The 20,810-nt window shown below is 31.6% G+C and carries 25 protein-coding genes and 1 riboswitch; of the genes, 3 read left to right on the top strand and 22 right to left on the bottom strand.

From position 1 onward, the window contains the following. Positions 1–197: 197 nt before the first annotated feature. Together efp and JVU85_RS01785 are read right to left on the bottom strand one after the other, a co-directional pair. Entirely contained in the window at positions 198–755 is a 558-nt protein-coding gene (gene efp / locus JVU85_RS01790; protein ID WP_002509743.1) for an elongation factor P, read from the bottom strand. 28 nt (positions 756–783) lie between these two features. Continuing rightward, positions 784–1,842, bottom strand: a complete 1,059-nt coding sequence (locus JVU85_RS01785) for a M24 family metallopeptidase (RefSeq protein ID WP_204172060.1) — start codon at positions 1,840–1,842, stop codon at positions 784–786. Positions 1,843–1,945: 103 nt separating this feature from the next. On the opposite strand from JVU85_RS01785, the gene JVU85_RS01780 reads away from it, so the two are divergent. Beyond that, entirely contained in the window at positions 1,946–2,527 is a 582-nt protein-coding gene (locus tag JVU85_RS01780) for a hypothetical protein (RefSeq protein WP_002509745.1), read from the top strand. Positions 2,528–2,555: 28 nt separating this feature from the next. Then, a complete protein-coding gene (locus tag JVU85_RS01775) occupies positions 2,556–2,771 on the top strand; it encodes an SA1362 family protein (protein WP_031266857.1) in 216 nt (71 codons plus the stop codon). A 288-nt stretch (positions 2,772–3,059) separates the two neighbouring features. Here JVU85_RS01775 and JVU85_RS01770 read toward each other — a convergent pair whose 3' ends face one another. Next, positions 3,060–3,890: a lipoate--protein ligase family protein gene (locus JVU85_RS01770; protein ID WP_002509747.1), complete on the bottom strand. Its 831-nt coding sequence runs from the start codon at positions 3,888–3,890 to the stop codon at positions 3,060–3,062. A 144-nt stretch (positions 3,891–4,034) separates the two neighbouring features. On the opposite strand from JVU85_RS01770, the gene JVU85_RS01765 reads away from it, so the two are divergent. Further along, a complete protein-coding gene (locus JVU85_RS01765; RefSeq protein ID WP_021459932.1) occupies positions 4,035–4,421 on the top strand; it encodes a rhodanese-like domain-containing protein in 387 nt (128 codons plus the stop codon). A 135-nt stretch (positions 4,422–4,556) separates the two neighbouring features. On the opposite strand, the gene gcvPB is transcribed toward JVU85_RS01765, so the two are convergent. The 19 genes from gcvPB to JVU85_RS01670 form a co-directional block, all read right to left on the bottom strand. Next, positions 4,557–6,032 (bottom strand): aminomethyl-transferring glycine dehydrogenase subunit GcvPB, encoded by a 1,476-nt coding sequence (gene gcvPB, locus JVU85_RS01760; RefSeq protein WP_002509749.1) that lies wholly within the window; start codon positions 6,030–6,032, stop codon positions 4,557–4,559. After that, positions 6,019–7,371 (bottom strand): aminomethyl-transferring glycine dehydrogenase subunit GcvPA, encoded by a 1,353-nt coding sequence (gene gcvPA, locus JVU85_RS01755; RefSeq protein ID WP_002509750.1) that lies wholly within the window; start codon positions 7,369–7,371, stop codon positions 6,019–6,021. Before gcvPA ends, gcvPB begins: the two co-directional genes overlap by 14 nt. Before the next feature lie 18 nt (positions 7,372–7,389). Then, entirely contained in the window at positions 7,390–8,481 is a 1,092-nt protein-coding gene (gcvT, locus tag JVU85_RS01750) for a glycine cleavage system aminomethyltransferase GcvT (protein WP_021459931.1), read from the bottom strand. Between the two features lie 77 nt (positions 8,482–8,558). Next, positions 8,559–8,652: riboswitch (glycine riboswitch) on the bottom strand. Continuing rightward, positions 8,649–9,161, bottom strand: coding sequence for a shikimate kinase (locus JVU85_RS01745; protein ID WP_002509752.1), 513 nt, complete (start codon positions 9,159–9,161; stop codon positions 8,649–8,651). Its footprint overlaps the riboswitch before it by 4 nt. A 167-nt stretch (positions 9,162–9,328) precedes the next feature. Further along, positions 9,329–9,757, bottom strand: a complete 429-nt coding sequence (locus tag JVU85_RS01740) for a ComGF family competence protein (RefSeq protein WP_021459930.1) — start codon at positions 9,755–9,757, stop codon at positions 9,329–9,331. Continuing rightward, on the bottom strand, positions 9,732–10,031 hold the full coding sequence (locus tag JVU85_RS01735) for a hypothetical protein (protein WP_002509755.1): 300 nt from the start codon (positions 10,029–10,031) through the stop codon (positions 9,732–9,734). Before JVU85_RS01735 ends, JVU85_RS01740 begins: the two co-directional genes overlap by 26 nt. Continuing rightward, positions 10,012–10,449: a competence type IV pilus minor pilin ComGD gene (gene comGD / locus JVU85_RS01730; RefSeq protein WP_103387867.1), complete on the bottom strand. Its 438-nt coding sequence runs from the start codon at positions 10,447–10,449 to the stop codon at positions 10,012–10,014. The genes JVU85_RS01735 and comGD overlap by 20 nt, the downstream gene beginning before the upstream one ends. After that, positions 10,439–10,747 carry a competence type IV pilus major pilin ComGC gene (gene comGC, locus JVU85_RS01725; protein ID WP_103387866.1) on the bottom strand — a complete coding sequence of 103 codons (309 nt, stop codon included), beginning with the start codon at positions 10,745–10,747 and terminating at the stop codon, positions 10,439–10,441. Before comGC ends, comGD begins: the two co-directional genes overlap by 11 nt. 31 nt (positions 10,748–10,778) lie before the next feature. Then, positions 10,779–11,831, bottom strand: a complete 1,053-nt coding sequence (gene comGB / locus JVU85_RS14030) for a competence type IV pilus assembly protein ComGB (protein WP_002509758.1) — start codon at positions 11,829–11,831, stop codon at positions 10,779–10,781. Further along, positions 11,803–12,777 carry a competence type IV pilus ATPase ComGA gene (gene comGA / locus JVU85_RS01715; protein ID WP_002509759.1) on the bottom strand — a complete coding sequence of 325 codons (975 nt, stop codon included), beginning with the start codon at positions 12,775–12,777 and terminating at the stop codon, positions 11,803–11,805. The genes comGB and comGA overlap by 29 nt, the downstream gene beginning before the upstream one ends. Before the next feature lie 52 nt (positions 12,778–12,829). Continuing rightward, positions 12,830–13,447, bottom strand: coding sequence for an MBL fold metallo-hydrolase (locus JVU85_RS01710; protein WP_002509760.1), 618 nt, complete (start codon positions 13,445–13,447; stop codon positions 12,830–12,832). Further along, complete coding sequence (locus JVU85_RS01705) at positions 13,434–13,772, bottom strand: MTH1187 family thiamine-binding protein (protein ID WP_002509761.1); 339 nt, start codon at positions 13,770–13,772, stop codon at positions 13,434–13,436. Before JVU85_RS01705 ends, JVU85_RS01710 begins: the two co-directional genes overlap by 14 nt. Further along, on the bottom strand, positions 13,772–14,758 hold the full coding sequence (locus tag JVU85_RS01700) for a glucokinase (RefSeq protein WP_002509762.1): 987 nt from the start codon (positions 14,756–14,758) through the stop codon (positions 13,772–13,774). Before JVU85_RS01700 ends, JVU85_RS01705 begins: the two co-directional genes overlap by 1 nt. Positions 14,759–15,223: 465 nt before the next feature. Next, positions 15,224–15,418 (bottom strand): YqgQ family protein, encoded by a 195-nt coding sequence (locus tag JVU85_RS01695; protein ID WP_002509763.1) that lies wholly within the window; start codon positions 15,416–15,418, stop codon positions 15,224–15,226. A 1-nt stretch (position 15,419) separates the two neighbouring features. Further along, positions 15,420–16,862 (bottom strand): rhomboid family intramembrane serine protease, encoded by a 1,443-nt coding sequence (locus JVU85_RS01690; protein ID WP_204172059.1) that lies wholly within the window; start codon positions 16,860–16,862, stop codon positions 15,420–15,422. A gap of 11 nt (positions 16,863–16,873) precedes the next feature. After that, on the bottom strand, positions 16,874–17,413 hold the full coding sequence (locus JVU85_RS01685) for a 5-formyltetrahydrofolate cyclo-ligase (RefSeq protein WP_021459927.1): 540 nt from the start codon (positions 17,411–17,413) through the stop codon (positions 16,874–16,876). Between the two features lie 124 nt (positions 17,414–17,537). Then, a complete protein-coding gene (gene rpmG / locus JVU85_RS01680; RefSeq protein ID WP_002509766.1) occupies positions 17,538–17,687 on the bottom strand; it encodes a 50S ribosomal protein L33 in 150 nt (49 codons plus the stop codon). Between the two features lie 141 nt (positions 17,688–17,828). Next, positions 17,829–19,874, bottom strand: a complete 2,046-nt coding sequence (locus JVU85_RS01675; RefSeq protein ID WP_021459926.1) for a peptidoglycan D,D-transpeptidase FtsI family protein — start codon at positions 19,872–19,874, stop codon at positions 17,829–17,831. A 120-nt stretch (positions 19,875–19,994) separates the two neighbouring features. Then, entirely contained in the window at positions 19,995–20,594 is a 600-nt protein-coding gene (locus JVU85_RS01670; protein WP_204172058.1) for a superoxide dismutase, read from the bottom strand. Positions 20,595–20,810: the final 216 nt, after the last annotated feature.

The raw sequence follows: 20,810 nt of genomic DNA, 5'->3' as shown, positions 1-20,810 counted from the left end.
ATTAATTATTTTATCATTTTAATTTACATTTTTGTGTATTTATATCATAAAAATAAAAAGCGAGTCAGAAATCATATAAGGTGAAATGATTTCTGACTCGCTGAGTGTAGACTTGATACTCAGATAGAGTTTATTACTATTACACTAACATAAGCGCTTGTCTGTCGTTTAGTTATTATCCAAGATTCGTTATTGGCTTAGCCTCTTGAAATATAACTACCATCGCTTGTATTGATTACCAAAATGTCACCTTCATTAACGAATAAAGGTACGTTTAAAGTGTAACCTGTTTCAACAGTAGCAGATTTAGTAGCTCCTGTTGCCGTATCTCCTTTGATACCTGGTTCTGTTTCAGTCACTTCTAATTCAACTGTTTTAGGTAATTCTACGCCAATAGTTTCACCTTCATAAGTTTGAATTTGGACTTCCATGTTAGCTTTTAAGTATTTTAGTTCATCTTCTAAATAATCAGCTGCTAGTTCTATTTGGTCGAAAGTTTGATTGTCCATAAATACATGCATGTCACCATCTGCATAAAGGTATTGCATACGACGGTTTTCAATCATCGCTTGCTCAACTTTTTCACCCGCTCTAAAGGTTTTTTCTTGGATAGCACCTGTTCTTAAATTACGTAATTTAGAACGCACAAACGCTGAACCTTTACCTGGTTTTACGTGTTGGAAATCAATTACTTTCCAAATACCATTATCTACTGAAATTGTTAAACCTGTTTTAAAATCATTAACCGAAATCATTCAGTTTCCTCCTCAAATATACGCTCTTCTATAAAATAATAAGGTCTTTTGTGGAATTAGTAAAGCGTTGACAACCATTTTCTGTGATTAAAATATCATCTTCGATACGTACGCCACCTAATCCGTCTATATAAATGCCGGGTTCAATTGTAACACAATTATTAACTTGTAAGGCACTGTCTGTATTTTTTGCTAAAACTGGCCCTTCATGTACATCTAAACCGATACCATGTCCAAGTGAATGACCAAATGCCTCACCATATCCTTGCTTGGTAATGTAATCACGGGCAACCGCATCTAATGCTTTACTAGAAATACCAGCTTTAGCAGCTTCTATAGCTTTCTGATTTGCAGCTAATACAATGTTATAAATTTCTTTAAGTTTTGGATTAGGTTCTCCAATAGCAAATGTTCTAGTAATATCTGAAGCATAACCTTGATAATATGCCCCGAAGTCTAAGGTAATCATATCTCCTTGTTCGATAATTTTGTCGCTTGCAACGCCATGAGGCAAGGCACCACGATGTCCCGATGCAACAATAGTAGAGAACGATGTTCCTTCAGCACCAAGCTCTAATAATTTACTTTCTAATTTAGCTTTTAATTGTTGTTCCGTCATACCACTTTTGGCTACTGTTAAAATGTACTCATACGCTTGGTCTACAATATTCGCAGCACTTTGGATAATTTCAATTTCTGTCGGGTTTTTAACTTCTCTAATTTTTTCAATTGCGCCACTAATACTAATTAAACTAACGTAAGATTTACTGAGTTGTAAATACTCATCATAACTTACTAAATTTCCTTCAAAACCAATGTTTTGTAAATTTAGTGTGCTTATTTGTTCTTTTAGAGATTGAATGAGACTGTTTTGTCGATTAATTATATGGAATGTTGGTGCTTCACTTGTTGCTTGTTCAATATAACGGAAATCAGTAATCAAATACTGGTCCTCTTTTGTGATAAGTAACGCCCCGCTCGTACCAGTAAAACCTGATAAATAGCGTCTGTTATATTCAGATAATACAATGACACCATCTAAATGTTTTTGTGCAATAAAGGATCTTAATTGTTCAAGTTTGTCCATGCTGAATCCCCCTATTCAATAAATTTGTACATTTTCTTTATATACATTAAAATGATAGCATAAATAATATGATAATAAATAGTTTTTGAATTAGGAGAAAATGATGAAAAAGAAAATAATATCAATTATTGGCGCATCATGTATACTCGCGGGATGTGGTAGTCAAAATCTAGCGCCATTAGAAGAAAAATCGACTGATTTACGAGAAAAAAATCATAATTTAAAATTAGATATTCAAGAACTAAACCAAAGTATAACTGATCAAAAAGCTAAAATTGCTGATTTGAAGCAAGATAAAGCAAATATGAAAAAAGCTAAAAGTAATGAAAAGCGTGTTAATTATATGAAAGCATCATCAAAATATTATGATAATATTGCTAATGTCATTAGTGACTATAATTCACTTGAACCAGACTTAACTAAAAATAAAGCCGATCAGAAAATACAAAGTAAATTAGACAAGTTAATTAGTAATACTGATAAAGCATACGCTACATATGAAGGCAAGGTTGATACTGATGACATGTCTTCAGATGCAAAAAGTAAGCACAAAAATATAAAAACACTTAATAAAGACTTATCAAAAGCTTTAGCTAAAATTAAAGAGGGATACAGTGCCAAAGATAAAAAGAAATTAAAAGCAGGGCAACAAGACTTAACTGAAGTAAGTATTAACGAACAATAACTTACATGAAAGGAGCATAATAGCAATGATGAAGCAGATTTTATTTTATTTTGTCATAGCGGTTGCACTAGTTGGACTAATTATGAACTTAGATACGTTTATTTTTAGTTTCGTGCAAATGGTTATTAGTTTAGCCATATTAGGTGGGATTATTTATTTAATTTATTACTTTTTCTTTTTAACACCAGATCAGCGGAAATATAAACGAGCAGTTAGAAAATCTAAACGTCGTAATAAACATTAATTACAACTTGCAACATGCTATAAAATAAAGGGCTGAGTGACAAGTAGTAACATAGCCTCAAAACGTAGATAAACCCTTCGCATTAATTTGCGAAAGGTTTATTTTTATTTATATAAGTTATTCAAAATAGCACGTTCCGCAGACTATAGGCTAAGGCAGTGCCCGGGAAAAGCGTGCATAAAAACTGCCAACAAAGTCAGAAGATTTGTCGACAGTTTTAGACTATCAATAACTGAATCGTTTAATTAACAGCGTATTAAGTTATTGTGCAGATGCATATGAAGCTCATTATTTACGATAATTCCATTCATCAGATTTATATTTTATTATTAATTCATCTACTTCTTGTAATTGTGATGGCGTAAGTTTGAGTGGTTTGAATTCAATATCTAAACCTTTTTTAAAGCCAGCTTCAAATGCTGATTCCATTTCAGCAATAGAAATATGACGTTCTGCAATATCATTGATTGCTACAGCTTTATCGACAAACGCTTGTTTCATTTTATCTTTCAAGCGATCATTTTTAAAAATAAACAAGTCGAAAAGTTCATCAATATCAACATCTTGTAATAAAGAACCGTGTTGTAATATAACACCTTTTTGACGAACTTGTGCACTACCGGCAATTTTTCGCCCTTCTACTACTAATTCATACCAACTAGGTGCATCAAAACAAACAGCGCTACGTGGTTGCTTTAACTTTTCTCGCTCTTCTTCGGAACGTGGAATTGCGAAATATGCATCAAATCCTAATAATTTGAATCCTTCAAGTAACCCTTCAGAAATAACACGATATGCTTCTGTTATTGTACTAGGCATGTTAGGATGTGATTCAGGAACAATAACACTATAAGTCAATTCCTTGTCATGTAGTACACCTCTACCACCGGTTTGTCTTCTGATTAAACCATAGCCAAGTGCTTTGACTTTTGCAGTGTCAATTTCTTTAGTTAATCTTTGGAAATATCCCACTGACAAGGTAGCCGGGTTCCACGTATAAAAGCGTATAACTGGGTCAATTTCACCTCTTGATACAAAATTTAGTAATGCCTCATCAAATGCCATGTTATAGTAAGGATCATTACTACCAGTATTTATAAAATTCCAAGTTTCAGTCACAATAAAAAACTCCAATCAATATTAAATAAGAACATTTATTTTTGTTATCGTTTACAGAACTTTAACATTATAACAAAAATATTTTGATAAATCGTTATAACAGTCTTATAATATATATTATCGGGAAAATAGGGAGGATGCAAGATGAGTAGTTTTTGGTTTATAGCATTAGCAATACTAATTATTATCATTGTTTATATGATAGTTAACTATATGCTTAATAAAAAAGCTGTTACTGAATTAAATCAAAATGAATTTCATAACGGTTTAAGAAAAGCACAAGTCATTGATGTTAGAGAAAAAGTTGACTATGATTATGGCCATATTGTTGGTTCAAGAAATATTCCTATTACAATGTTTAAACAAAGATTTCAAGGTTTAAGAAAAGACCAACCTATTTATCTTTGTGATGCGAATGGGATTGCGAGTTATCGTGCAGCACGTACATTAAAGAAAAACGGTTACACTGATTTGTACATGCTCAAAGGCGGTTATAAAAAATGGACTGGCAAAATTAAATCTAAAAAATAATAAATTGATGGTAATAATTTTAAATGATAGAGTAATGCTCAACTAAATTAATGTAAGTAAATACTCTTAAAAATCGTTGCTAATTTTTAAAAACCCCCTGATGATACTTTAAAAGTTCATCAGGGGGTTTTCTAATTATTTTTCGCTACGTAAGTTTTCAAATTTTAAAACAGGTTTTCTCGCAGCTTGTGTTTCATCTAAACGATCAATAATAGTAGTATGTGGTGCTTCTAACACTTTATCCGGATCATTTTTAGCTTCTTCAGCAATTTGAATCATAGAGTCACAAAAATAGTCTAAAGTCTCTTTGGATTCGGTTTCTGTTGGTTCAATCATCATGCCCTCTTCTACGTTAAGTGGGAAATAAATTGTTGGTGGATGTACACCAAAATCCAATAAGCGTTTCGCCATATCTAATGTTCGAACACCTTCAGATTTTTGCTTAGAACCACTTAGAACAAATTCGTGTTTACAATATTGTTCATAAGGAATTTCAAAATGATCTTTTAAGCGTGCTTTAATGTAATTCGCATTAAGTACGGCTGCTTCTGAAACTTCTTTCAAACCTAAATTACCCATAGTTCGAATGTAGGTATATGCACGTAAATATATACCAAAATTACCATAAAACGGTTTAACACGACCGATGGAATTTTCAATATCATTATCATATTTGAAAGTATCATTTTCTTTTACGACCATTGGTTTTGGTAAAAAGCTTGCAAGTTCCTTTTTAACGCCGATAGGACCAGATCCTGGACCACCGCCACCATGAGGACCAGTGAACGTTTTATGCAAGTTTAAGTGAACAGCATCAAAGCCCATGTCACCAGGTCTTACTTTATCCATAATGGCATTTAAGTTTGCTCCATCATAATACAATAATCCACCTGCTTCATGAACAATGTTGCGGATGTCCATAATATTCTTTTCGAAAATACCTAAAGTATTTGGATTCGTTAACATAATAGCAGCTGTATTTTCATTAACTAAACGCTTCAAATCTTCAACATCGACTTCTCCACGTTCATTTGATTTAACAGTGACAGCTTTAAAACCTGCAAAAGCAGCTGATGCTGGGTTAGTACCGTGTGCTGAGTCTGGTACTATTACTTCATTACGATGACCTTCACCATTTTTTTGATGGTATGCTTTAAAGATCATTAAAGCCGTCCATTCACCATGAGCGCCTGCTGCGGGTTGTAATGTAACTTCATCCATACCAGTAATTGCTTTCAGTTCTTCTTGTAAATTATGAACAATTTCCAGTGAACCTTGTACTTGATCTTCTTCTTGTAATGGATGTGATTCCGCAAATCCAGGTATTCGTGCCACTTTTTCATTGATTTTTGGATTATATTTCATCGTACAAGAACCAAGTGGATAAAAACCTGAATCGACACCAAAGTTTTTATTAGATAATTCAGTATAATGACGCACTAAATCTAATTCAGCTACTTCAGGGAATTCTGCTTTGTTTTTTCTAATGAACTTATCATCTAAAAGACGATTAACTGCATCATTATCAATTTCTTTTTGCGGCAAGGAATAAGCATATCTATCCTTTTTAGAACGTTCGAATATTAATGGTGTTGATTTACTTACTACCATTGAGTTCACCTGCTTTCTCAACAAATGTATCTATTTCATCTTTTGTTCTTAACTCAGTTACTGCAATTAACATATTTTGTGCTAAGTTTGAATCTACTTGGCCTAAATCGAAACCACCAATGAAGCCTTCTTCAGCTAATAATTGGTTAATTTCTGCGATTGGTTTATCAAATGTTACAACAAATTCGTTAAATGATGTACCTTCTGCAACTTTAAAACCTTGTGCTTTAAATTGTTCTTTTGCATAGTTAGCATTTTCAAAGTTTTGAACTGCGATATCATATATGCCTTGTTTACCAAGTGCTGACATACATATTGATGAAGCCAGTGCATTTAATGCTTGGTTTGAACAAATGTTTGAGGTTGCTTTGTCACGACGAATATGTTGTTCACGTGCTTGTAATGTTAATACAAAGCCACGGTTACCATCATCATCTTCTGTTTGACCAACTAAGCGACCAGGTATTTTACGCATTAATTTTTTAGTTGTTGCGAAAAAGCCACAGTGTGGTCCACCAAATTGTGCTGGAATACCGAACGGTTGCGTATCACCAACAACAATATCAGCTCCAAAAGTACCAGGTGGAGTTAATAAGCCAAGTGCAAGTGGATTCGCATAGACAATAAACAATGCTTTTTTAGATTCGATAAAGGATTGAATTTTTTCCAAATCTTCAATAGAACCATAGAAGTTAGGATATTGTACTGCAACTGCAGCAGTATCATCATCTATTGCTTTTTCTAATTTATCTAAATCTGTAATAGTACCATCTAAATCAACTTCTACAATTTCAAACTCTTCACGTGTTTTTACATATGTTTTCAACACTTGTAATGCTTGGTAATGCATGCCTTTAGAAACGACAATTTTATTTTTTCTAGTTTGGTTGAAGGCTAAAATACATGCCTCTGCAAAACTTGTCATTCCATCATACATAGAAGAATTGGCAATATCCATATCTGTTAATTCACAAATTAACGTTTGGAATTCAAAAATAGCTTGTAATTCCCCTTGTGATATTTCAGGTTGGTATGGCGTATATGCAGTGTAAAATTCTGATCTAGAAATCATAGCATCAACTACAGATGGCGCATAATGATCATATACACCGGCACCTAAAAATGATGTATGTGTTTCTTTAGTGACGTTTTTACTTGCGATTTGACTTAACTTTCTAAATAATGTTGTTTCCGGAACAGCATTAGCAATTTGTAATTCGTCGTTTAATAAAATATCTTTAGGTACATCTCCAAATAATTCATCAATGGACTTCGCACCTATAACATCTAACATTTCTTGTTTATCTTGTTCAGTTAATGGAATATAACGATGACTCACTTTGTACACCCCTCAATACTATTTTGAAATTTGATTTTTTTTAACGATTTTAGCTTTAACTTGTCTCTTTCTAACCTGAACCAATACTTCTTTATCTAATTCAAATTCGCTTCTCTCAATTAATGCTAAAGCGATTGATTTACCAGAAAATGGAGATTGCGTACCCGAAGTTACTTCACCAATTTCATTATTATCCAGGTCATATACTTTATAACCAGTTCTTGGAATGCCTTTATCTATCATTTCTAATCCAACAGCTCTGCGTTTAGATCCATTTTCTTTTTGATCTTTTAATACAGATTTCCCTATAAAATCAGCCTCTATTAATGGCTTAGCCGCAAAAGCAATTCCAGCTTCATATGGTGTGATTGATTCAGTTAAATCTTGACCATGTAAAGGTAAACCAGCTTCCAATCTTAAGGTATCTCTAGCACCTAATCCACAAGGTACTACATTGTTATCAATAAGGTTATCCCATATTTCTACAGTATCTTGTGCTTCACAATAAATTTCAAAACCATCTTCACCGGTATAACCTGATTGTGAAAGAATTACATTTTTACCAAAACAAGATACGTTTGTTTTGAATTCAAATGGTTTCATTTCGGATACGTCAATATCTACATGCTCCTGTATAAGTCCACGTGCCTCAGGACCTTGAACTGCCAATTGACCATATTGGTTTGATACATTCGTTACTTGAGCATCAAAATCTTGTGCATGTTGTTGCATCCATTCAAAATCTTTATCTGTATTACCTGCATTGACAACAAGTAAATAAGATTGGTCAGCTAATTTGTATGTTATTAAATCATCAATAATGCCACCATCCTCATTACATAAAGCAGTATATTGTGCTTTTTCTGTAGTAAGCTGATCGGTATCATTTGAAAGTAGGTATTGAACCAATTGGTCAGCTTCTGGACCTTCTATTAGTACTTCTCCCATATGACTAACATCAAATAATCCTACCGCAGTTCGAACAGCATTATGTTCTTCTTTAATACTAGAAAACTGGACAGGCATTGCCCAACCACCAAATTCTACAATTTTAGCTCCACTGTCCACAAATGTTTGGTACAATGGCGTTTGTTTAAGATTACTAGACATCAAGATACCCCCAATTAAATATTTATTAAAAAAACAGGATAGCTAAATAAGCTACCCTGTCACATTATTCAGGAACGCGTCACAGTGTTATCCTTTTGCCTGAGAGTTTCGTTAAACTTGCACCTTCGGCGATGACGTTTATACATTGTCATTCTCTCCAACACTGATCAATCGCTAATCAAACTTTGTATAATTTCACTCTGTAAATCACAAAGTTTTTGATTACTATTAACTTTTTTGAATGCGATTTCATTATATCTTGAAACCCTAGATAAATACAACCATTTTAATTCAGGAAATGTTTTGTTATTCGCGTTCGGTCGATTTTCGTCGGATTTCACACGTTCATATAAAACCTCTAATTCACAATCTAACCAATAAACATATTTTACTTGTTTCAACAATTGGAGCGATTGTTCACCTTCAATAATACCTCCACCAGTAGCAATAATATCGTACTGTTCGAGACATTGTTGTAAATAAAATGCTTCTAATTGTCTAAAAACAGATTCACCATCTGACTCGAAAATTTCTGGGATGGTTCTTTGTTCTTGTTCTACAATATAATGATCTAAATCAATATATGTGTAATTATTAGCTTTTGCCATGTACTGACCTAATGTTGTTTTGCCAGTACCCATAAATCCTATTAATACTATTGGCGTTAAAGCACTATTCATGAATGAAATCTTCCTTTTATATGTGTTTTTCAATTTGGGAATCATAATATTTTTCTATATTATTTAAAGTTTTAAGTTTTAAACTATGATGAATTAAATAGAAAGATATTAAAGATAAATATAGCATAAAAAACCCGGCAACAAAAGAGGATAAAAACCCTTTCATACTATAAATAGATTGTTTTTTCAAAATATTCCCCCTTTTCTACTAATTTTAAATGTATTGCTAAATGATGGGTTGCTATTGTTGCTACACGAAAAGATAATACATTATTCAATAAAATAATATATCCGTTATCATTTACTTGTTTAATAACTTTTCCATTTTTATAACTATAAGAATATGTTTGATTTTTCGAGGTTGCTATTGAAAATTTCTGGGGATGAATAATTGTTAATTTATGTTGTGAAGTAACGATAGATTGAGTGATATCACGTGCAAATAATTCTAGTTCTATATATTGTGTGGAGGTGTAATGTGAATTAAATAGTACTGCTTGTTTGATAAGTAATGGGAGTAAATGAGCAGCAATTGTTAAAATCAACATCGTAAATAGCATTTCGATAAAACTAAAGCTTTTTATTCTTATATTCATAGCAAAGATCTTCTTTCAAACTGTGATTCTTAATACACACGTTTTTTAAATGATAGGTAATTTTATATTGAGCAATTGTTTTAGACTTTTTATCAATAGTCTTGGATAAAGTTAAATCATAAAGTAAAATTCTTTTAGCCTCTAGTTTGTTCAATTGATTTTGAAGTGTAGTTTCTAATTGATAAGTTAATGGAATAATTTCGAGGCAAAGCGTCATGATTAGTGAAAATGTTAATAAACTATCCAGCAATATATTACTCTTTAACTTTTTCATATCTAATAGTCCCTTTTTCAATATTAAATATTATTCGGAAAAGTTGCTGCTGTAATTTAATATATAATGAACCAAATTGATGTGTATTACCATGTTTATCAAATGTCAGGTGTTTTAAATTAGTTTTAGGATGGATGAAACCATTAGTAATTAGTATGGGTTGATATGATGTATTTTGCATATCCATCATAGATATTTCTTGATTATATGGTTTGAAAAACATTGTTATAGATTGGTTTTCTTTAATTGCTTTAGATTTAAAATAGTAAAATTTTAGAATCAACTGCTGAATTTGATTGTCACGTGTATAAACGCTGTGTGTGTCATGTAGAAATTTCATTTGCATATACAATATAATCGCAATAATTGATAAAACAAATAACATTTCAATATAAGTAAATGCGTGCCTAGCTAGCAACAGCTTCACCATTAGTAATTGTAATATTTGCACCGGATTTACATTGTTTTTGATTCTCTTTAATATACCCCTCTCGAACAAGGTCATCTATTGTTGCTGGTGCTTGATTATTTTTTAATGTGTATGCTTCTATTTGGCTATCGACCATTTTTAATTGTGCTTTACAACCTGTATTTTGTATATGCTTTGATTGTTTTGCAATATTAGGGATTATTAGTATGAGTAATAAACTAATGATTAATAGTACGAGTAACATTTCTATTAATGTAAAAGCTTTTGTAACAGTTCTTTTATACATTTTTTTCATATTTACTCCTTTTAATAAGTTATTATTTTAAAGTTTGCATTAAATCAAACATCGGTAGCATAATTACTGCGTAAAGTGCGACAATTAATATCGCTAGTATTAGAAAGATTGTGGGTTGTATAAAACGAATTTGCTGTTGAAATCTATTTTGAATTTTATCAATAATGATTGTGCTATAAAGTTGTAGCTCAATACCTAATTTACCACTGCGTTCACCTTGTTGTATAAATGTAATTAATTCTGTTTCAATACAAGGTACACGTGATAATATTTGGTCTAATGTATCTCCTTTAGTGGTATGAATTGCAATTACAGAAGCTAAATAATTGAGGTATAAATCTTCCTGTTGCTGATATAAGTTTACGATGTGATGCAAGGTAACACCGTGTTTGTAAAATAACGCGAATTCAGAAGCAAATTGATATGTTTTATATAAACGGTAATAATGGTGGAAAATTGGAAGCTTAGAAAGTAATCTAATTTGTTTATTAATGGGTAAACGTTGAATAATTTTACGCATAATAATTAAAATGAGGAATATACTAATAAAAAATATACTAATAAATTTCGGTAAGACCATAATCGAGTATGTCAATAAGTGTTGAAATGGAGAACGAGTCACATCCATTGTTGCAAATAACGTTTCAAACTCTGGAATAACTGTATGATTTAAAATGGTGAGCATCAAGAAGAATATACTACATAAAATAACGGGGTATTGTAAAGCTTTTAACAAGTATAGCTTTACTTCATAGTTTCTTTTTAAATAGTCTTGAATATGTGGTAAACATTCGTTTAAATCGCTAAATTTTTCAGCAAATAATACTAACATTATCGTGGGTTTTGGATACTTTAGCTGTGATAACAGTTGATTACACGTTGCACCTTCAGCTATATATGCCAGTAACTCAGCTTTATACTGTTCTGGAATGTTGTATTGTTTTATTATAAAGTGAAATGCCTCAGAAATTGTAAAACCATGTGTAAGTAAATCATGTAAACGACCAATAAGACTAATTTTATCCTTATCACTGAGCTTTTTTTGGTTAAATGTATTTTTGTACCACTTTTTCACAAATAACCCCCTTTTGCGATAATCGTTGTAATATATTCGGCAAAGTTTGGAAATCTTCTGGTAGTCTATAATTATTGTTAAAGAAGTAATGTATATCTTCATGTGATAAGCTTTCTGCTACTAAATATCGATGCTTGTCATTAGAAGTAATGAGTCGTTGGTTAGTAATATTAATAATAGTTTGTACTAATTCCTGATTTGTGAGCCCCATTTCTAATAAACGAAGTAATGCCCCTTCACAACTATTGGCATGTAATGTTGTCAAAACAAGATGTCCACTTAAACTCGCGTGTATGACTTGTTTAGCTATTTCAGCATTTCTTATTTCACCAATTAAGATTACGTCTGGATCGCATCTTAAAATAGCTTTAAAAGAATTGTGATAGTCAATGCCAGCTTTAGTGTTTACCGAAATTTGCGTAATACCATCTATAATTCTTTCAACTGGGTCTTCAATAGTAATCACATTTAAATTTAATTGTTCTTTTGCATACAAACTCATTTGATACATTGATGTACTTTTCCCCGAGCCTGTTGGACCTGTGAATAACACCAAGCCTTGTTTTTTCGTCATTAAATGATATAAATAATCCAATTGCATTTCTTCAGTTGATTGGTAGAAGTATTGTGGAATTATTCTAATAACACAGCTTTCAATTCCTAATGATAACGGCAACGTGGAAATACGTAAGTAATATAACTGCTTATAGTTATAAATATAACGGCCACTTTGTGCAATGTGGTGTGTAGAAACATCTAGGCATGCTTGATATTTCATATAAGTTAAAAGTTTAGCATAGGTATGCTTAGTCATTTTTTGAAAATCTATTAAACTTTCATTCACCCGCAATTTAATAACTACTTCATTTTCGACTGGTATAAAATGAATATCAGACGTTTTCTGTTTTATGGCCTTGGTCATAATATCTTCAAATAACAATTTCAAAAAATCACCTCCTACATATATACACGTAGAAGGTGATAATTTTACTTGCTATTTATAAATATGGATTTAATTGTTCATCATCAACTGTAGTATGTGGTCCATGTCCAGGGAATAATGGTAAATCACCATCTAATTCAAATAATTTATCTTTGATTGAGTCCACTAAAGTCTCATAATCACCTTGGTATAAGTCTGTTCTACCAATACCTTGTTTAAATAAAGTGTCACCAACTACAGCAAAGTCAGGAAAAACAAAAGTTAAACTGCCCGGTGAATGTCCTGGTGTATGCAATACATCGAAAGTGAAATCTGCAATTTGTGCTTTTCCTTCACTTAATGGTTCAGGCTTTACATCACTTGTAATGGCAGGTAAACCAAATTGTTTGAATTTTTCAGAGCCATTTTTTTGAGTGTTCGTAAGAAAATCAAATTCTTTAGAATGCATATAAACAGGTACATTATACTTTGTAACAATATCATTCAAAGCACCTATATGATCAAAATGAGCATGTGTTAACACCACTGCTTTTACTGTTTTATTAATTTGATTAACTTTTTGAATAATTTGACCACTTTCAGCTGCAGGATCTACAATAATTATGTTTTTATCATTTTCGATAAAATAAGTATTGGTATCTACAGGACCTAAAGTTAAATTAGATATTCTCATTTGGGTCACCACTTTTATCTAAATGTTGTTGCACTGAATCTAATTTTTCATCCATTTTTCTAGATTTATCACGGCGATCATCAATACGTATATTCGTACAGACTCTATCTAATCCTTTATTAAAAGGTAATTCATGGATTACTTGTACAACTTCCAATAAATCTTTTAAATCTCCTTCGATTAAAGTATTCATAGGTGTTAATTGATAGTCTATTTTACCAGCTTTTTTGTATTCTTTTAATTTGGTTTGAATTTCTGCAATATATTTACTGACACTTGGACCTTCAGTTCCAACAGGAATTACTACTACATCCACAATTGCCATTATTTGACACCGTCCTTTTCAAGTACATACGTATAAATTAAACCAGCAGCGCCAGTAATTCCTGCATCATTTCCAAGTTGCGCTTGAACGATTTCAGTATTGTGCTGAGCTGGTGTAAATGTTAAGTTATGATATTCTGTTTTAATATTTTCAATTAATATTAAACCTGCCGTAGACATACCGCCACCTAAAACAATATACTTCGGATTACTTGTCACACTAATTATGCTACATAAATAAGCGATGTAATTAGCTACACGTTCCGTTATAAATATGCAAAATTGGTCTCCAGCTTTCGCAGCATCAAATACAGCTTTTGCAGTTACTTTATTATTTTTAATTAATTCTAGTATAGATGATTTAAATGTTAATTTTGGATAATAAAAATTAACTAAATTAACTACGCCCGTCGCTGATGCAACTGTTTCTATACATCCAGATTTACCACAGTTACAATTGAAACGTTGATCATGGTCTACTCTAAAGTGTCCAATTTCTGCACCAGATCCATTGTGACCATGTACAATTTCACCGTTTGAAATAATGCCACCACCAAGACCAGTACCAAGTGTAATTGCTACAACATCTTCAGCACCTTCGCCTGCGCCTTTATGTTTTTCACCTAAAGCAGCTACATTCGCATCATTATCAACATAAACTGGGCAGTCCACAAACTGTTGGAAGATGTCTCTCACGTTGACATTACCTTGCCAATACAGATTGACAGCCCCATTAACTGTTCCCGTTTCAAATTCTACAGGTCCTGGCACCCCAATACCAACACCTAAAACATCATCAAAGTTATAATTTAAATTAGCTACTTGAGCTACAAAAGAATCGTAAATATTTTTCAATAGGTTATATCCACTTGAATCTGATGTATCTGTATCTATAGACCATTTAGTTATTCTTTCTAATTGTTCATCAAATATTCCAAGTTTGCATGTTGTGCCACCGACATCGGCTGCTAAAATAATTTTACTCATTTACCTACTCATCCTTTTCTAGTTTGTTTGATGGCGTGTTATAAACAATGTGTTTAAGAATTATGTTGAAATCCTAATTTACTCACTATCAGCTGTAAGCAAACGTTAAAACAAGAAAAGCTGTCGTTAAACAAAATGTTCACCATGAATATATACACGCGAATTCATTTATTCAGTTACTTAAATTATATCATAATACATAGCAAGTGCTCATCTGTTATATAGCTTGCATTAATTATCAAATTTATAGTTAACTTTGTCAATTTGTTTACTCTTATTATGGTTTTCTTTTGCAACAAATATTAAAAAATACAATTTTTATTTTTTGAACTAACTTCTTCAATGCACAAAGAAGTAAATATAACTATTTCTTACCTCTCAACTTTATTTTACTGATTCATATAATACAAAATAAAACCTAGAATAGTCATGACTATTCTAGGTTTATATAGACAATTTCGTTTATTATTCCCTGCGTTGACTAATTATCATTTTACATTTTAGATAATTATGTTTTGATAATAAATTATAATGATATAAAGAATTAATTTCTTGCTCAATCATTTCTAGCGTATCATTGTTATCTTTAAAATAAACAATGAAACCATATTTTTTTAATAACTGTAAGACATCATAAAAGTCGTTAATTTGTTCTTGCATATTAGTCTTCCAATTCTTTTTTTAAATTTTGATAATTTTCATTACCAGGATTTAATTTTAATGCTGCATTGATATATTTCAATGCTTCATCTTTATCGTCTAATGCACGGTTAGCGACAGCTAACTCGTAGTTTAACAATCCAGAATCAGGAAATGTTTTCAGTCCACGTTCCCAATCGGAAATAGCTTCAGCTCTAGAATCAACAGTAGTCGTAATCAATCCCTTTAAATAGTATGTTTCATCATCGGCATAATTTTTGTCGATTGTTTCAGCAACCATTTGCTTAGCCTCTTTATATTTATCTTCCTTCATCTGTTTAGCAATAATAGTGTTATAAATATTATCTTCTTTAATTGTATAGATTCTTATTTGTGATACGATAAATAATATTAAAATTAGCACCAGTAAAATCCAAAAAACATTACGATTTGCGGTAAAATAATATGCTAAAAGTGTAATGAACAAACCACCAATAAAACCACCGATATGAGCCCAAACATTGATGTTATCCATAAATAACGAAATACCAATCAAGATTACTAATGCGATAAGCAATTGACCGACTAATTTGCGTTCAAAAATCTTACTTATATACATAAATCCAAATAATGAACCGATAAGACCGAAAATTGCACCACTTGCTCCTACTGAAATAGTATCAATATTAAATGATAATGAAGCAAAATTCGCAAATAACCCTGAGAATAAGAATATTACTAACATTCTCCAATGACCGACGATAGATTCCACTATTTTGCCAAAAATAAAGAGACTTAGCATATTCATTAAGATATGTTCAAAATTATAATGTAAAAATATGGAAGAAATTAATCGATACCATTCTCCATGTACTACATTAAAGTGTACTAATCCACCTACATCTAATAGTTTTAATTCTGAAAAACGATTGAAAAATAAAATCATTAATAGCCATATAATGACGTTAATACCTATCAATGTATAAGTGACTGGTGAAAATTTTATCATGTGTTTTTCAATAGGACTTTGATTTAATGATTTTTGTTTGTATGTAGTAGTTGTGTGTTTCGCATTATTGTTTTGATACAATCGTTTCATAATGTAATTAGGCATAGTGCGTTCAATACTTACATCATTATGTAATACTTTAATTGTTAGTTTTATAGGTTGATGTTCATTTAAATGTTCTTCAACAAATTGGTTATTTGTAAAACAGTAAATGTCTATGTTTTGAGGTTCAAAATCAACAAAGTTTGCGATATCTTCTCTGTGTTCTTGAATTCTCTCTTTTGTTAATCGAATTTCTTGTGCTGATTGCACGTCGTTTCTAAATATTTTTATTGTTTGTCGTTGTTTATGCGCTAACCAAACTTCTTCTGTATCTTGGTTATAGTGTTTAAGTTGATAATTATAATATCTAATCCATAAATAAACACATTTCCAAAAATGCTTTTTTGTAATCATTTTTGCCTCCGTCATTTAGTTGTTGCTACAATATATGTTTCTACTGGTTGATCATGAGACTCTGGTTCGAAATCGTTTAATTGGAAATCATAAATTAAACTCAGTGTTTGTTGTTCGTGTTGGCTTAAAAATTTATCAAAATAGCCTCCACCATAGCCTATACGGTATCCTTGGTCATTAAAAACTACTCCAGGTACAATAACTAAGTCTAGCTCATTTGTTATCGTTGTGTCTGCAGTAATATAGTTAATCCCCTTGTCATCCTTACCAATTTGAGATAAATCGTTAATTTCTTTAAATGTCATAACACGATTCTCATAATCAGTATGAGGTACAAATACCTCTTTGCCGTCATTAAGCATATGTTTAATAATTTGATATGTATCTACTTCGTGACTCATTGCTAAAACAATCCCAATACGTTGTGCAGATTGATATGTTATTGATTGATATAATTGAGTAGCAAGATGTAAATCAGCTGTGCGTTTAGCTTCACCAACAAATGATTTCATTTGTTTAATCATATTTGTGCGCAATGTTTTTTTATCCACATGTTCACCTTCATTTTTATTTATACTGTCCTTATTATAACGTTATTCCATTATCATGTCATTAATCACTCACTGACATAAAAATAACCAGGTTCATCAAGAACCTGGTTATCTTCAGACATTATTATTTTGTTTCACGGTGCAATGTATGTTTATTGTCTCTAGCACAGTGTTTTTTCATTTCTATACGTTCAGGATTAGTACGTTTATTTTTTGTTGAAATGTAGTTTCTTTCACCACATTCTGTGCAAGCTAAAGTTACGTTTACGCGCATGCTAATTCCTCCTTACCTTTTCAAAATTCGACTAATTAATCATACCACTTTGCATGAAAATTGAAAAGTATTATTTTATACCAAATGCCATACATCAACGTTTTGTAATTAAATTATGTTACTTTTAATAGCTAAATGCCATTATTTTTTATTTTTAAAATAATAATCTATAACATCTCTACCAACATCTCCACCATTTAACCATGGTTCAGGAACAGGTTGATTCGTATAAACTATTGAAAATGCTAATTGTGGATCTTTTATTGGTGCATAACCAATATAAGTTGAGTTAACTTTAGGTTTACCATCTTGGAATACTTCGGCAGTACCAGTTTTACCAGCACTTGGAACGGTAGTATCATTAAAGCTTTCATAACCAGTTCCTTCTTCTTCGTTAAACGCCATATCAAAACCTTCTTGAACTTGGTCAATTTGATCTTGCGTGTTGTTTACTCTATTTAACACGTTGCCTTTAACTTTGTGTTTGACAGGACCTAATGAATCTTTATTAGTTGCATCATGAATTTGAAGACCGATATGTGGTTGAATACGATAACCATTATTAGCAATCGTTGAAACATATTGAGACAACTGTAAAGGAGTATAAGTATCATATTGACCAATAGCTAAATCAAGGTAGTTACCAGGATTATTATTTAATGGCTCAATTTGACCACTTGTTTCATTTGGTAAATCTATACCTGTCTTCACACCGAGACCAACTTGATTAAGACCTTTACGTAGTTTTTGACCAGCAATGGAAATATCTGAAGGTAAGTTCATATTTGGTGTATATGGTGACCCAGCAATTTTTAAAGCAGTTTTAAACATGTAAACGTTGGAAGAATGCATTAATGCTTCTTTATCATCAATTCTTACTTTTCCATCTTGGTTAAAGTAAGAATGTTTTTTCAATCCACCTGAAAATTCGAGCGGTTCATCAATCATTTCTTCTCCAACATTAATAGCATCGTTTTGATAACCAGCTAAGAGTGTACCACCTTTAACTGACGAACCTACAGTATATTGTGCTGTAAATGTTCCGATATCAAAATCAGTGAGACTACCATCTTTATCAATTTGTTTACCTACCATTGCTAAGACGTCTCCATTATTAGGATTTTGAACAACCATCAAAGCATTGTCCATATCCTTAGCACCTTCACTACGCAATTTTTTAATTTGCTCTTCTAGATATTCTTCAGTTTTCTTTTGCAAGTCTACATCAATAGAAAGTACTAAGTCATCTCCACGTGAACCAGGGTTGACTACTTTAGAATCAATTATCTCTCCTGATTTATCCGTAGTATATTTCATTTCTTTCTTTTTACCACGTAATACATCTTCATATTGATATTCTAAGTAAGATTTGCCGACACGATCATTTCGTGAATAACCTTTAGATAAGTATTTATCTGTTAATTCTTTAGGTATACCTTCTTTAGATGTCGATACGTCACCTAAAATACCACGCAATGTATCGCCATAAGGATATTTTCGATCCCAGTCCATTGCAGTATTTACACCAGGTAAATCTGAAAGTTTTTGTGATACGGCTGCGTACTCTTCCTCACTGACATCTTCATTTTTAATAGTTTGTGGATCTAGAGTTGAGCCAGCCATCATTTCTCTATAAATTGCTAACACTTGTAAATCATCATCACTAAGAGAATCCAATTGTTTTTTAGTGATTTTGTTACGTAATGTTTCGTCATATTGTTCTTGCGTAATGCTACCGTCATTTAATAAACTTTCTTCATGTTGCATCATGTCTTTAGATTTTTGTGGATGCTTTTGCACCCAAAAATCTTGTTTATCTCTATCAGTAATACTATCCGTATCCATTTTAATGAGTTTTGAAAGTTTTGTTGCTGTGTCTAATATTTCAGACTGTGACGTTTTTTTACCACGTGTGTATGTAATAGACATTTTTGATGCATTATCTACAATTACTTTTCCATTTCGATCTAGTATTCTGCCTCTAGGTACAGATTCATTTACAGTAATATTTTCACTATTTTTTATCAACTGTTTATAATGAGAACCTTGGGCAATTTGTAGATAACCGAGGCGCAATACTATAATTGCAAAAATGAACACAATAATGCCAAAAATAAAACTAATTCTCTTGTTCATTGTAGCTCTTGTTTTTTCAATATTTGACTTTTCTTTTAATCTTTTTAACAAATCAACCTACCTCTATTCAAAAGTTCTCACTATAAATGATATATGAAATGTTGAATTTTTTCTATTATTTTAGTCAAAAAAATGACGACCTCATTTAAAGGTCGTCATAAAATGAGCTTTTTATTTAGCTGCATTATATAGTTCGTCAACTTTTTCCCAGTTAACAACATTCCAGAAAGCACTGATGTAATCTGGACGTTTATTTTGATATTTTAAGTAGTATGCATGTTCCCAAACATCTAAACCTAAAATAGGTGTTTTACCTTCAGTTAATGGGTTGTCTTGGTTAGGTGTAGTAACGATTTCTAAGTTACCGTTATTTACTACTAACCATGCCCAACCTGAACCAAAACGTGCTGCAGCTTTATTTGCAAATTCTTCTTTAAATGCATCTAAAGAACCCCATTGTTCTTTAATTTTATCAACTACAGTACCTTTTTCTTCAGAGTTAGGAGTTAATAATTCCCAGAACAATGAATGGTTGATATGTCCTCCACCATTGTTACGCACAGCTGTTTGAATATCTTCAGGTACGCTATCTAAGTTAGCGACGATTTCTTCAACTGATTTAGATTCTAAATCAGTACCTTCTACTGCTGCATTTAATTTTGTAACATATGTGTTGTGGTGCTTGTCATGATGAATTTCCATTGTTTCTTTATCGATGTGTGGTTCTAATGCATCGAACTCGTAAGGTAAATTTGGTAATTCAAAAGCCATAAATAATCATCCTCCTAATTAATCATATATAAAGCATAACAATTAAACTTACTTACAACAATCAAAATGCTTAGCGCATAACTGTTTTGAAAGATTAGTTGTCATCTTTGCTACTTTATTAGTATATCTCAAATTCGCAATATTTAAACATATAAATGTTAGAAATTATAAAATAAAAAGTAATTCGTACTATTGACCTATGTTTTACGTTTACAT

The sequence above is a fragment of the Staphylococcus sp. GDY8P72P genome (genome assembly GCF_016890655.1).
In the GTDB taxonomy this organism is placed as follows: domain Bacteria; phylum Bacillota; class Bacilli; order Staphylococcales; family Staphylococcaceae; genus Staphylococcus; species Staphylococcus arlettae.
The sequence above is the reverse complement of the archived record's forward strand: the minus strand, read 5'-3'. Positions and strand labels throughout refer to the sequence as shown.